Annotated in this window: 8 protein-coding genes and 1 pseudogene; 4 read left to right on the top strand and 5 right to left on the bottom strand. The window is 70.2% G+C overall.

Going from position 1 to position 13,742, the window contains the following annotated elements:
- Positions 1-567: 567 nt before the first annotated feature.
- Positions 568-3,840: a family 78 glycoside hydrolase catalytic domain gene (locus BZZ08_RS02300; protein ID WP_104630427.1), complete on the top strand. Its 3,273-nt coding sequence runs from the start codon at positions 568-570 to the stop codon at positions 3,838-3,840.
- A 183-nt stretch (positions 3,841-4,023) separates the two neighbouring features.
- Positions 4,024-4,120: pseudogene (locus tag BZZ08_RS40015) on the top strand (IS110 family transposase); the annotation flags it as partial.
- A 118-nt stretch (positions 4,121-4,238) separates the two neighbouring features.
- Here BZZ08_RS40015 and BZZ08_RS02305 read toward each other — a convergent pair.
- Positions 4,239-5,171 (bottom strand): LysR family transcriptional regulator, encoded by a 933-nt coding sequence (locus tag BZZ08_RS02305; RefSeq protein ID WP_104630428.1) that lies wholly within the window; start codon positions 5,169-5,171, stop codon positions 4,239-4,241.
- A gap of 117 nt (positions 5,172-5,288) precedes the next feature.
- On the opposite strand from BZZ08_RS02305, the gene BZZ08_RS02310 reads away from it, so the two are divergent.
- A complete protein-coding gene (locus tag BZZ08_RS02310) occupies positions 5,289-6,134 on the top strand; it encodes an alpha/beta hydrolase (protein WP_104630429.1) in 846 nt (281 codons plus the stop codon).
- A 14-nt stretch (positions 6,135-6,148) separates the two neighbouring features.
- The gene (locus tag BZZ08_RS02315) at positions 6,149-7,600 is read left to right on the top strand and encodes an MFS transporter (RefSeq protein ID WP_104630430.1); all 1,452 of its coding nucleotides are present in this window, start codon (positions 6,149-6,151) and stop codon (positions 7,598-7,600) included.
- Between the two features lie 150 nt (positions 7,601-7,750).
- Here BZZ08_RS02315 and BZZ08_RS02320 read toward each other — a convergent pair whose 3' ends face one another.
- The 4 genes from BZZ08_RS02320 to BZZ08_RS02335 form a co-directional block, all read right to left on the bottom strand.
- Positions 7,751-10,132, bottom strand: coding sequence for a beta-xylosidase/alpha-l-arabinosidase (locus BZZ08_RS02320; RefSeq protein ID WP_104630431.1), 2,382 nt, complete (start codon positions 10,130-10,132; stop codon positions 7,751-7,753).
- 126 nt (positions 10,133-10,258) lie between these two features.
- Complete coding sequence (locus tag BZZ08_RS02325) at positions 10,259-11,155, bottom strand: carbohydrate ABC transporter permease (protein WP_104630432.1); 897 nt, start codon at positions 11,153-11,155, stop codon at positions 10,259-10,261.
- Position 11,156: 1 nt separating this feature from the next.
- Positions 11,157-12,059: a carbohydrate ABC transporter permease gene (locus BZZ08_RS02330; RefSeq protein ID WP_104630433.1), complete on the bottom strand. Its 903-nt coding sequence runs from the start codon at positions 12,057-12,059 to the stop codon at positions 11,157-11,159.
- The gene (locus BZZ08_RS02335; protein WP_104630434.1) at positions 12,056-13,366 is read right to left on the bottom strand and encodes an extracellular solute-binding protein; all 1,311 of its coding nucleotides are present in this window, start codon (positions 13,364-13,366) and stop codon (positions 12,056-12,058) included. The genes BZZ08_RS02330 and BZZ08_RS02335 overlap by 4 nt, the downstream gene beginning before the upstream one ends.
- Positions 13,367-13,742 lie beyond the last annotated feature (376 nt).

Consider the following 13,742-nt stretch of genomic DNA (forward strand, 5'->3'; position numbering starts at 1 on the left):
CCGCGCCCGGCGGCGCGCCCAACTGATCGTTTCAGAATGGGTTGAGCCGCAGCTCTTACGCGCGCCGGTCTTGGTCGGCAGGGTGTCCGGGCGCGTACTGGTCTTGTTCCGGACGACTTGGGGTCCCCGGTGGCGCGTGGCGGTCCAACGGGACCCCGTGGAGCCGGTGGCGCGTCACCTCGCTGGCGTACCGCTCCATGGACACATCGGTCGCTGCGGCACCGTGCGTGCCGACGTGCTCGGGCCCGGTGCGGCCAGGACGACGGTCGCAGGGGTCGAGGACCGGCGGCGTAATGAAAGGTTTCAGGTGACGAAGCGACCCTTCCGTCAAGTGCCGCCCATCGGGAGAACGGCAGCTGCTACCGGCGGCCCTGCACGCCAGGTCCACGTGCGAAGCGCCCTCGGCGTGCCCCTCACGGCACCCAACCTCGGCCTTGTGGGACCTTCCGTCACACCCCTTGTGGCCGCCCGTACCCCTCCTTAGGATGCTCCCAATTTGAACGTTTCAAGCACTACCGCTAGCGCGGCTTCGCCGCTACCCCGGTCACTAGACACCAAGGAACAAACATGGGTAAGAACTGGAACCGCCGGGTCTTCCTGAGCTCGGCGGCCGCCGCCGGCGCGGGGGCGGGCCTCGTCGGCCTCGCAACCGCGTCCACGGCCGCAGCCGACGACTCCACCGCGGTCGCCGCCGAAGGAGGGGCGGCGGGACGGATGCGCATCGCGAGGACCACCGTCGAGCACGCCGAGACCGTGCTCGGCACCGACGTCGCCGAGCCCCGCCTGTCCTGGGAGCTGTCGGCCGGCGGCCGGGGTGCGCGGCAGAGCGCCTACCAGATCCGGGTCGCCGACGATCCGCGTAACCTCGAGGCCGGCCGCGAACTCGTCTGGGACTCCGGCAAGGTCGCGTCCGACCGGAGCGTCGGCGTGCCCTACGGCGGCCCGGCACTGCGCCCCCGCACCCGCTACCACTGGCAGGTCCGCGTGTGGGACGGCCAGGACCGGCCCACCCGGTGGAGTCCGATTCGCTGGTGGGAGACGGCACTCACGGCAGAGCAGTGGCGGGCACGGTGGATCGGTGCCGAGCCCGCCCCGCAGCCGCCGGGTTTCGCGGGCGCCTCCTGGATCTGGTCCCCGGGGGCCACCTCGTCCGACGCGCCCGAAGGACCCCGGTGGTTCCGTGCCGCACTCACCCTTCCGTCCGGGGCCCGGGTGGCGCGGGCCACGGTGGTGGCCACGGCCGACGACGACTTCACGCTCCACCTGGCCGGCAGCCAGGTGCTCCACGAACCCGAACAGGTCGACGGCTGGCGGACCGGACGGTACGCGGACGTCACCAACCAGGTGCGCGCTGCGGGCGAACGCATCGTCCTGGCCGTCCTCGCCACCAACCGCGGTGGCGTGTCCGTCAATCCCGCTGGACTGCTGGCGCGGCTGGTCGTCGAGACGGAGGACGGCGGTCTGCATGAACTCGCCACCGGCCAGGGCTGGCGGACGGCGGACACCGAGGAGGAGGGCTGGCGGCATCCGGCCTTCGACGACAGCGCCTGGGCCCAGGCCGCCGTCCTCGCGCCGTACGGCCAGGGCCCGTGGGGCAACGGAGTGTCGGTGGCCGCGCCGGAGCAGCCCGCGCCGCTGCTGCGGCGGGAGTTCGCCCTGCGGAAGGAGATCAGGAGCGCCCGGCTGTACATCTGCGGACTGGCCTACTACGAGGCGGAGATCAACGGCGAGCGAGTCGGCCGCCAAGTCCTCGACCCCGGTTTCACGGACTACGACGAGACGGTCCTCTACGCCGTCCACGACGTCACCAAGCACCTGAGACGCGGCGCCAACGCCATCGGCGTCACCCTTGGCCGCGGCTTCTACGGCATGACCACCCCCAACGTGTGGAACTGGCACACCCCGCCGTGGCACGACGAGCCCCGGCTCCTCGCCCAGCTTGAGATCGTCTACCGCGACGGTTCCCGCGCGACCGTGGTCTCCGACTCCGATTGGCGCATCGCCGACGGGCCGACCCTCACCAACTCCCTCTACGCGGGCGAGACGTACGACGCCCGCAAGGCGCCCCGCAGCTGGACCCGGGCGGGCTTCGACGACGGCGGGTGGCATCGCCCCGCCGTACAGGAGGCCCCCAAGGGCACGCTGCGCGCGCAGCCGCACGACCCCATCGAGGTCATCGAGACGGTCCGCCCCACGAAGATCAGTGAGCTGCGCCCCGGTGTGTACCTCGTCGACATGGGCCGCACGATGGCCGGCTGGACCCGGCTGGCGGTCTCTGCTCCCGCCGGCACCACCATCCGTCTCGTCCACGGCGAGAAGCTGAAGTCCGACGGCAGCGTGCACGCCGAGACCGGGCACGTACCCGGCCGCTTCCAGACGGACGAGTACATCTGCGCGGGCGGCCGCCGGGAGGAGTGGGAGCCCAAGTTCTCCTACAAAGGCTTCCGATACGTCCAGATCCACGGCCTTCCCCAGCGCCCCGAACCCAAGGACGTCCTGGGCCGGCTCGTGCACACCCGCGTCGACGAGGTCAGCGACTTCCGCTGCTCCGAGCCGTTCTACGAGCGCCTGGACACCGCCATGCGCCGCACGATCGTCAACAACCTGCACGGCATCCCGACCGACACCCCGATGTTCGAGAAGAACGGCTGGACCGGCGACGCACAGGTCGGCGCGCCCTCCATGAACTACGCCTTCGGGATGCACCGCTTCTGGAGCAAGTGGCTGGACGATCTGCGGGACAGCCAGAACGCCGAGGGCCAGCTGCCGGTGATCGTGCCGAGCGGCGGCTGGGGCTACAACGAGCTGGGCCCGTCTCCCGAGTGGACCACGGTCTACCCGTTCCTGGTACGGGAGATGTACCGGGTCTACGGCGACGAACGCGTCGTCCGCGACCACCTGCCCACCCTGGCCCGATACCTGGACTGGGAGCTCGGACGCCTGAAGGACGGCCTGGCCGTCACGGCGCTCGGCGACTGGGTGTCGCCCGGCTACGAGATCCCGCCCGAGGACACCCGGCTCACCGCGACCGCCTACCTCTACCGGGCGCTCACCGACACCGCCGAGATGGCCGAACTCGTCGGCAAGAACGAGGTCCGCGAGCGCTTCCGCGGCGCAGCGGACAGACTGAAGACGGCATTCAACAAGGAGTTCCTCGGCCCCGACGGCCACTACCGCACAGCCAAGGACCCCGAATACCGGCAGTCCAGCAACTGCATCCCCCTGGCGTTCGGCCTCGTCCCGGCCGGCGCCAGGGCGAGCGTCACCGCCTCGCTGGTCGCCGACATCGACAAGCGCGGCAACCACCTCAACACCGGCTGCCTCGGCACCAGCGTGCTGCTGCGCGCGCTGAGCGCGAACGGCCACCCCGAGGTGGCACACGCCATCGCGACTCAGAAAACCTATCCGGGCTGGGGCTACTGGTTCGACAACGGCGCCGACACCATGTGGGAGTTCTGGCAGCTCGACTCCCGCTCCCGCGGCCACTACTTCCTGGGCACGATCGTGCAGTGGCTGTACGAGAACGTGGCCGGCCTGCGCCCCGGCGACGACGGCTACCGCACCTTCACCGTCCGCCCCGACGCCCGTACCGGCGTGGCCTGGGCGCGCACCGCCCTCCGCACGGTACGTGGGCAGGTGTCCGTGGCGTGGTCGTCCGTCGACCGCGACCTGCGGCTGGCAGTGCGGGTGCCGGTGGGGGCAACGGCCGAGATACACGTACCGGGCAACGACCAGAGAGAGGTACGGGCTCCGAAGGGCGCCGCGTTCGTCAGGGCGGAGCCGGGTTACGTGATCTTCCGCGTCCCGCACGGTCAGTGGGACTTCGTCGGCAGGGCGTGAACCGGTAGGTGCCGGCCGTGCTCTGCGCCGCCGGCACCGCACCACCGCCCCGCTCCGCGGCCGCGGCCAGGGCTCCTGACCTGATCCCGCCCCGACTCGACTCGACGCGTTCAGACGGCTCCACCGCTGGAACGTCCGACGCCGGCACTCTCGCCTCGGTCCGCGCTCACCCATCGCCTTCGAGAGAGCAAGACGGACGCCCAAGGACGCCCACGTCGTCGCCGATCAGGCCCGCATGCGTCGTGACCTGCACCCGCTGAGGGAACAGGACGAGATCACCCACATGCGGGCCGACGCAATGTTCTGCGACTCGCTCGTGTACGCCGTGCGCCGCACGCCGAAGCCGTCCCAGTGCCGGAAGACCGAACGCGCGTATGCGACGGGATGACCGGCCCGAATCAAGTGTGGAGCCGGATCCGGTCGTTGAGCGCGGCACCGACGTCGGGGCAGTTCTTCCGGACGGTGTCGAGAAAGGCGCGCAGCACCGGGGACTGATCGCGGGCCGCGAAGGACAGGACGAGATCGGGCAGGGGCGTACGCGGGGTCACTTCACAGAACCGCACTCCCGGGCGCGGGACCGCCCTCATACGGGACGGCCCCAGGCCGACGCCCACGCCCGAGGCGGCGAGGCCGATGATCGTGTGCACGTCCCTCGCGACGGTCGCGCCGCCGAGAGCCGAGGAGTCCGTGCCCAGCAGGGTGCGCAGTCCGGCGACCACAGCGGGCTCGTCCTCGCCGGCCGACACGATCAGCGGCTGTCGCCGCAACTGATCGGCACTTAGCGACTGTTGACCCGCGTACGGGTGCGCCGTACTCACCACAGCGATCACGTGGTCGCGTCCGACCGGGACGGACACGAGATGCTCGGCTCCGGCACCCCGTGGTGGGCCGAGGGTGAGGGCCACGTCCAGTTCCCCGGCGACGAGAGCTGGGCTGCTTCGGCTGGTTGCCATCTCGTGCAGTTCCATTCTCACGTCGGGCCGTTCACGGCCGAACCGGCTCAGGACGCCCGGCAGCGGGTCGAGCAGTGCCGAGGCGATGAAGCCGAGGCGCAGACGTCCCGTCTCGCCGCGCGCGGCCCGGCCCGCGTCGACCGTGGCCGCCGCGATCTCGTCGAGTGCCCGGCGCGCCCGCGCGAGGAACGCCTCACCGGCGGCGGTCGGGAACACCCCCTGACGGGTGCGGTCGAACAACCGGGCCCCGACCTCGCGCTCCAGGTCGGCGATCTGCTTGGACAGCGGCGGCTGCGCGATGCCCAGCTCGCCGGCCGCCCGGCCGAAGTGTTCGTGCTCGGCGAGAGCAACCGCGTACCGCAGGTGCCGCGCTTCCATGACCCGCCCTCCGTCCCATCGATCCCGTCGACTGCTGGCAATACCTCAAAGATATCGCCATGCCACTTACCAGATCTATGGATGGATGACGCTGTGGTTCCCGTCTGGAATGGAGCCATGACGAACGTATCTCTGACCGGCACCGTCTTCGTTTTCGTGCACGGCGCCTGGCACAGTTCCGGACAGTGGGCGGCGACGCAGCGCGCGCTGGCCGGACTGGGCGCCGCGAGCGTGGCCGTCGACTTGCCCGGGCACGGCTTCGAGGCACCCCTGCCCACCGGATACCTGCTGCCCGGCCAGCCGGGCCTGCTGACCGAGAAGTCACAGCTCGCCACCCTGACGATGGACGACTGCGCCGAGGCGGTACTGAGCGTGCTGCGCCAGGTGCGTCACCATCGCACTGTCGTGCTCGTCGCGCACAGCGCGGGCGGCGGTCCCGCGTCCCTGGCCGCGGAGCGGGCGCCCGATCTGGTGGACCGGATCGTCTACCTGTCCGCGTTCGTCCCGGGCGGGCGGCCGCGGTTCGTCGACTATCTGGGCTCACCCGAGAACGCCACCGCGCTGGGCCAGAACCTGAACCTCGGCGACCCGGAGGCCCTGGGCGCCGTACGGATCAATCCGCTCTCACCGGATCCCGCCTACCTCGACGAACTGCGGGAAACCCACTACCACGACACCCCTCTGGACCGCTTTGACCGGTGGCGGTCCGCGCTGAGCCCTGATCTGCCCCTGGCGATCCCGACGGCTCCGGTCACCCTGACCGCGGCGCGGTGGGGACGAATTCCCCGCACGTTCCTGCGCTGCGCCGAGGACCGGGCGCTGACACCGGCCGCGCAGGACCTGATGATCGCGGAAGCCGATCGGGCCTTTCCCGGTAACCCATTCACCGTGCAAACCCTGCCCGGCAGCCACAGCCCGTTCGCCGCCCGGCCGAGCGAACTCGCCGCGGCCCTCGCCTCGTGAGCTGGCATCGGCCCGTGAAGGGTTCCCTGTCCCCGAGCGGGGGACGGCTCGCGGCCGGTGGCGGCGGGCGGCTGGTACTGCCGGTCGTGCTGAGCGCGACGTTCGTGCAGTTGCTCAACGTCACCGTCGCGCAGATCGCCGCCCCGGCGATCCGGACCGACCTGGGTGCCGGCTCAGGCGCCGTGCAGCTGATCCTGGCCGGGTACACCCTGACCTACGCCTGCTTGCTCATCACGGCCGCGCGCCTCGGCGACCGGTACGGCTATCACCGGCTGTTCGTGCTGGGCACCGTCGTCTTCACGGCCGGTTCAGTGGCTGCCGCGTGTGCTCCGGATGCCACGTTCCTCATCGCGGCCCGGCTGGTCCAGGGCGCGGGCAGCGGCTTGGTCGCCCCGCAGGTTCTGTCGATCATCCAGGTCGCCGTCCCCGCTGCCCGGCGCCCACGGGCTCTCGGCCTGTTCGGTGCCACGATGGGAGTGGCGTCGCTGGCCGGGCCGCTGATCGGCGGACTCCTCGTCGGCGCCGACCTCTTCGGTCTCGGCTGGCGCTCGGTGTTCCTGGTCACGGTGCCGGTGGCACTCGTCTCGCTCGCGGGCGCGACCGTACTGCCTCGTACGCGAGGCGCGGCCGGACAGCGCGTGGACGGGATGGGCGTGTTGCTGACCACCGTGGGCTTCGGTGCGCTGGTGCTGCCGCTCGCGCTGGGAGGGGAAGCCGGCTGGCCCTGGTGGGCATGGGCCACTCTGGCCGTGTCGGTGGCCGTTCTCGGCTGCTTCGCCCTGACTCTCCCGCACCGGCCGGATCCCCTGGTGCATCCGTCGCTGTTCCGCGACCGGAGGGCGCGTGCGGGGGTGCTGCTGGTGTTCGTGTTCAACGCCGGGGTGCCGTCCTTCACGTATCTGCTGTTCCTGCATCTGCAGTCGGCCATCGGGTATCCCGCCCTCACGGCCGCGCTGACGTCGGCTCCCTTCGCGGCCGCGGCCGTGCTGGGCAGCCGTGGCGCACCGGCGCTGGCCCGCCGACACGGGTCGGCCGTGCTCACGGTCTCGGCGTCGGTATTGGCGGGGACGGCCCTGGCTCTCGCGCCGCTCATCGGCACCGCGGCCGGACGCTGGGCGGCGTTGCCGGTCCTGGCTCTCGGCGGCGCCGCGTTCGGCTCGTTCACCGCCTCGGTGTTCGCTCTGGTGCTGGCGAGGGTGGACGGCTCCGCGGCCGGTTCTGTGTCCGGGCTGTTGCCCACGGCTCAGCAGCTGGGCGGATCGATCGGGGTGGCTGCGGCGGGGCTCGTCTACTTCGCACCCGCCGCCGGCCCGGGCGCCGCGTTTCGGCACGCCATGATCTACGAGGCCGCCGTCTTCGCCGTCACCGCGCTGATCAGCCTTCGGATGCGCGATCGGAACCGGCCAGCCGCGCCACGGGCAGATGCGGCGCGTGCCGCGGGGACGGTCGGAACACCTGGATCGTGAGCCCGGCGAAGCGCCGGGATGCGAGGCAGCAGGCTTGTAAGCCCCGACGCTGAGCCGGCCCGCGGTGTCCTCCGCCTCCGCCGTCTGCGAACCTCATTCTGAAACGATCAGTAAGGCGACCGACCGGCGGGACGTCCCGGCTCGCTCGGCTCATGCCCGGGCTACCGGCTCCTGTTCGATCACGGAGCGCAGGCGCCGCGTGTGGTCCAGGTGGCGTTCGGCTCCGGTCAGCGTGACCCTGGCGATCAGGCGTGGATCCGCACTGGAGGCGGCCAACCTGAGCTCCAGCTCGCCCGGTTCGACCACTCGCCGTCCGTCGCGTCCGGTGAACGATGCGAGATCGGCCGGAACCACGGCACGCAGGCGCCGGGCCTCACCCGGCTCCAGGTCGACCCGGGCATAGCCGACGAGGCGCTGCACCGGCTGGACGACGGAGGCGACCGGGTCGTGCAGATAGAGCTGGACGACCTCGGTTCCGGACCGCCCACCGGTGTTGCGGACGGTGAGGGCGAGGATGAACTCGCCGTCCGTCGGCGCCTCCCGGACGTCCACGGTCAGATCTGTCCAGTCGAACCGCGTATAGGACAGGCCGTGACCGAAGGGGAACGCCGGTGTCGGGTCGATGTTGGACACCTCGCCGGCGTGGGCGAGCCTCGCTCCGAGGTAGGTGGCCGGCTGGGAGCCCGGCCCGCGCGGCACGCTGACCGGGAGCCGTCCGGACGGGTTGACGCGGCCGCTGAGCACACCGGCGATCGCGGGCGTGCCCTCCTCACCGGGAAAGAAGGACTGCACGATTGCCGCGGACTCCCGCACGGCGCGGCCGAGGGAGTACGGTCGTCCCGCGAGCAGCACGGTGACCAAGGGCGTCTCCACGTCCAGCAGGGCGTCGAGCAGTTGCCGCTGTGCCCCGGGCAGCGCCAGCGTCTCGACGTCGCATCCTTCACCGCTGGTCCCCCGTCCGAAGAGCCCGGCGCGGTCGCCGAGCACCACCAGGGCGATGTCGGCCTCGCGAGCCGCCGTGGCGGCCTCACGCAGACCGGTGAGGTCGCCGTCGTCGATGCCGGTGCCGCGGACGACCGTGATCTCCGCGTCGGGGAACTCGGCGGCGACGGTGTCGCGCAGCGTGGGCAACTCGATGCCGTGCGGGGTCCCGGGGTGACGGACGCCGATGTGCTGAGGGAAGGAGTAGCAGCCCAGGACGGCGACGGCCTCGTCGGCGTTGGGGCCGAGCAGGGCGATGCGGCGTGGCCTTTCGAGGGGCAGCGTGCCGTCGTTGCTCAACAGCACGACGGCTTCCTCGGCGATCGTGCGGGCCAGCGCGCGGTTCTCCGGACCGTCCAGGTCGATCCGGCCGCGCAGGGCGGCCGGATCGTCGAGGTCTGACCCTTCGAGTGCGGCCGGCAGGGGGTTCCAGTCCGGATCGAGCAGACCGAGTCTCGCCTTCTGGGTGAGTATCCGGCGAAGGGCCCGGTCGACCAACGCCTCCGGGACACGGCCGTCGGCGACTGCGCCGGTCAGGGGCGCGCCGTATGTCTTGACGTTGGGCAGTTCGACGTCGATGCCCGCCCGCAGTGCCAGGCCGGCGGCGTCGGCCCAGTCGGCTGCGACGCCGTGCAGGGTCTTGAGGAAGGCGATGGCGAAGTAGTCGGCGACGACGGTGCCGTCGAAGCCCCATGTGTCGCGCAGCAGCCCGGTGAGCAGCTCCTCGTCGGCCGCGGAGGGGACACCGTCGGTATCGGTGTAGGCGTTCATCACCGACCGCGCGCCGCCCTCACGGATCGCCATCTCGAAGGGGGGCAGCAGGACGTCGGCGCGCTCCCGCGGGCCCATGGACGAGGGAGCGAGGTTGCGTCCGGCGCGCGAGGCCGAGTAGCCGGCGAAGTGCTTGAGGGTGGCGACGATCCCGGCCGACTCAAGACCCTGCACGTACGCCGTTCCGATGGTGCCGACAAGGTACGGGTCCTCGCCGATGGTCTCCTCGACCCGGCCCCAGCGGGCGTCGCGCACGACGTCCAGGACAGGCGCGAGTCCCTGGTGAACGCCGACGGCACGCATGTCCCGTCCGATGGCGCAGGCCATGCGCCGCACCGTGTCGGGGTCGAAGGTGGCGCCCCAGGACAGCGGGACGGGATAGGCCGTCGCACCCCAGGCGGCGAAGCCGGCCAGACACTCGTCGTGCGCGAGGGCGGGGATGCCGAACCGGTTCGTGGCGGCGATCCGGGTCTGGGTGCGGGCCAGGGAGAGCGCGCCCAGGGCGGGGTCCACCGGGACCGTGCCGAAGGGCCGGGTCAACTGGCCCAGTCCGGCAGGCAGGAGCGCGTCGAGATCGACGGGCTCCTCCATGTCGTGCTGATGGGGGGCCACTTCGCCGCCCTGATCGGAGGCGCCGACCCAGACGCCGTACAGCTGGGCGGTCTTCTCCTGAAGGGTCATCGCGTCGATCAGGGCGTCGACTCTCGCGGTGACGGAAACGGTGGTGTCGTTCCAGCGGGAGACTCCGGCGGTGTTGTCTGCGGCCACGTTGGCGTTCACTTTCCCTCCCACGGCCCGCGGACCCTCGACCTGGGCGCGACGGGCGGACAAGTAGACGAGCAGGAGCCGAGGCGGGACGGGTCGCGTCCGGGTTCCGGCACCGTCCCGGACCCGCGTCGGCGTCGGTCAACGGCTGAATCCGGCGGTCAGACCGCTCAGCAGTTGGCGGCGGCCGAACGCGTACAGGATCAGGACGGGCAGTGTGGTGAGGACGACGGCGGCGAGAACGGCGGGGACGTTGACCCCGTACTGGCCCTGGAAGGTCCACAGCGCGAGCGGCAGGGTCCGGTGTTCCGGACTCTGGGTGAGCACCAGCGGCAGCAGGAATCCGTTCCAGATGGTCAGTGCGTTGAAGATGGTCACGGTGAGGATGGCCGGCCGGGTGAGTGGTGCCGCCAGCCGCCACAGTGCCGTCCATTCGGTGGCGCCGTCGACCCGCATCGAGTCGAACAGTTCCTTGGGCACGTCGCGGATGAAGTTGGCGAGCACCAGCACCGACAGCGGGATGGCGAAGGCGATCGACGGGAGGATCAGCGCCAGCAGGGTGTCGTAGAGCTGCAGTTTGATGATGATCAGATAGACCGGGATCACCGTCGCCTGCAGTGGGATGGCCAGGCCCATGAGGAACAGCCCGTTCATCGCGCGCAGCACGCGCATGCGCCAGCCCCGGACGATCGCGTAGGCCGCCATGAAGGAGAACACGACCGCCGGCACCACGGCGCCCGCGGTGACCACGACGCTGTTCAGGAAGTAGCGGAGGAAGTCGGACTCGATGACCAGCCGGTAGTTGTCCAGTGTCGGGTCGCCCGAAGGCACCAGCGGGTTGCTCGCGTAGTAGCGGCTCTGGGCCTTGAGGCTGGTGATGAGGGTCCAGTACAGGGGTACGGCCACGACGACGAGCCACAGCCATCCGGCCAGCCCACCGGTCCAGTTGCGTCGGCGTGCCGCCCGGGGGGAGCGGCGTCGCCGTTCGCGTGGTGCGGTCTTGCGGGGTCGCGGTGCCTCGGGCAGCGTGGTGGTCACCTCAGGCTCCCTCGAGTTGGCTCGCGCCGGCGTCGCGGCCCCCGAGCCGGCGCAGCAGCAGGGCGAGGGCCAGACCCACCAGGACGAGGATGACCGCGATGACGCTGGCCGGTCCCATCAGGCTGGCCTGGAATCCCCGCTTGTACATGTCCAGTGCCAGGACCCGGGTGGCGTCTCCTGGACCGCCCTCGGTCAGGACGAAGATGAGGTCGAAGAAGGTCAGCGACCCGACCACCATCAGCGTGGACGAGGTGATGATGGTGTATCTCAGCTGGGGCAGCGTGATGCTGAAGAACTGCCGGATCGGTCCGGCTCCGTCCAACTGGGCCGCTTCGTAGAGGGATTTCGGAATCTGCTGGACACCACCCTGGTAGATGAGGGAGTGGAACGGCACGAACTGCCAGGAGACGACGAAGACGACGACGCCGAAGGCGAGCCCGGGCCGTCCCAGCCAGTCCTGGCTGAGCACATGGAGCTTCAGCCCCGCCCCGAGCCCGAAGTTGGGGTCCAGCAGGGCCTTGTACGCGATGGCGATGGCCGCGGAGCTGAGCATCAGAGGGACGAAGTACACCACCCCGAGCACCGCACGGTAGCGCTGGCGGCCCGCCAGGAACGTGCCGAGCAGAATGCTCAGCGGCGTCTGGACGGCCCACGACACCGCCATCACCATGAAGGTCACCCAGAGGGCGTGCGGCAGCCCGGGGTCGGTGAGCACCGCACGCCAACTGGTCAGCCCCGACTGGTGGATGGTGCCGATCCCGTCCCAGGTGGTGAAGCTCAGCGCGAAGACACCGACGAGCGGAATCACGGCGAAGCCGACGAAGACCACCAGCGCCGGTGCCGCCAGCCAGGGCAGGATGCTGCGCGGTCGACGGTGCGGTGGATGACCGGTGGGTGTGCTCATGTGCCGATGACCGCGTTGAGGTTGCCGGCGAACTGCTCGGGGGAGAGGGACAGCTGGAACAACTTGACGATGTTGTCCAGGAGGGTCTCGGCGGCCGTCGGACTGAGCGCCTGGTCCCAGGACTGCACGAACGTCTTGGCCTTGCTGGCGATGCCGTAGTTGACCTGGAGGAAGTCGGCGCTCTTGGAGGCGGCCAGCAGCTCCTCCGTGCCCAGCCGGACCGGAACCGACCCGTTGTCGATCCAAGCCTTCACCTCGGCGTCCTGGAGGACACCGGTCGCGAAGAAGTCCTTGGCGATCTTCTTCTCCTCGTCGGTGGCCTTCGAGGAGATGGACAGGTACTGGGCGGGATTGCCGACCGCGTTGCTCGGATCGCCCTTTCCGCCGTCGACGGGCGGGAAGTTCATGTAGCCCAGTTGGCCGCTGGAGACGAAGTCTCCGCCGTCGGCCTGCTGGATGCCGTACGACCAGGCACCGTGCAGCATCATCGCCGCCTTGCCGGTGTACAGCAGCGCCTGGTCGGCGTTGGAGTCCGCTGTGATGGAGGAGAACCCCTTGATGAACCCGCCGGCCTTGACCAGCTCCTGCACCTTGGTCAGCGCGGTGATGGCGGCCGGGTTCGACCAGGCGTTCTTCTCGCCCTCGATGACCGCCTGGAACACCTCGGGACCGCCGATGCGGTCGAACAGGAACTCCAGCCACATCATGTTCGTCCACCGGGACTGGCCACCGAGGGAGAGCGGTGCTATGCCCTTCGCGTTGAACCTGGGCACCAGGGCCATGAGGTCGTCCCAGGACTCCGGCGGCTCCACGCCGACCTGGTCGAAGACCTTCTTGTTGTAGTAGAGGATGATCGGCTGCACGGTCTCGCACGGGATCGCGTAGATCCTGCCGTCGACGGTCGCCGCGCCGAACGAGGAAGGGAACAGCCCCTTCTTGACCTCGGAGTGCTCGTCGAACCACGACGTGAGGTCCTCGACCTGGCCCGCTTCCGCGTAGGTTCGTAGTGTCCCGCCGCCCCAGCCCCAGATGATGGTGGGCGCCTGTCCGGCACCGATGGCGGTCTTGATCTTCGTCTTGTACGCGTCGTTCTGGAACGTCGTGTCGTCGATCCGGTCGTCGGGATGGGCCTTGTTGAACGCGTCCACCGCGCCGGCTCGGACGCCTTCCTGCGGCTGGCCGTTCAGGTACCAGTACGTGGCCCCACCATCGCTCTTGCCGGGGCCGGACGAGCCGCAGGCCGCCAGTGCCGCTGAGGCCGGTAGAGCGGCGGCCAGGCCGAGGAGGGTACGTCGGGAGAGCGCCATGTCTTTTCTCCGCACTCGAGAGCCACCGGCTTCTCGTGGGTCATGGTGAAAGGTTTTCGAAACAGTCGTTCCCGAACTCTGTTCGTGCAAATTAGGTTTCGGGCTGATGGCCTGTCAAGGGACGTGCATGCGCTTCTGGAACTGGCTTCGACCCCCGTAGTTACGGGACGCGGTGGTGTCCGTCAGTGCCTCACGTGCTTCGAAAGTGTTTCGAAATTGCCTGGCTGCGGGTAGGTAGTTGAGGCGGTGATCTCTGCCTGAGCCCCGTCGATGCCGGTCAGATGGTGTCGAAGGAGTGCGCGGTGCTGCTTCCGGACCGGTCGGGGCCGCGGGGCCTGTCGGCACCTTCCGGACGGGCTCGTGGCGGGGGTGCCGT

Origin of the sequence: Streptomyces sp. MH60 (assembly GCF_002939385.1) — a bacterium.
Lineage (GTDB): Bacteria > Actinomycetota > Actinomycetes > Streptomycetales > Streptomycetaceae > Streptomyces.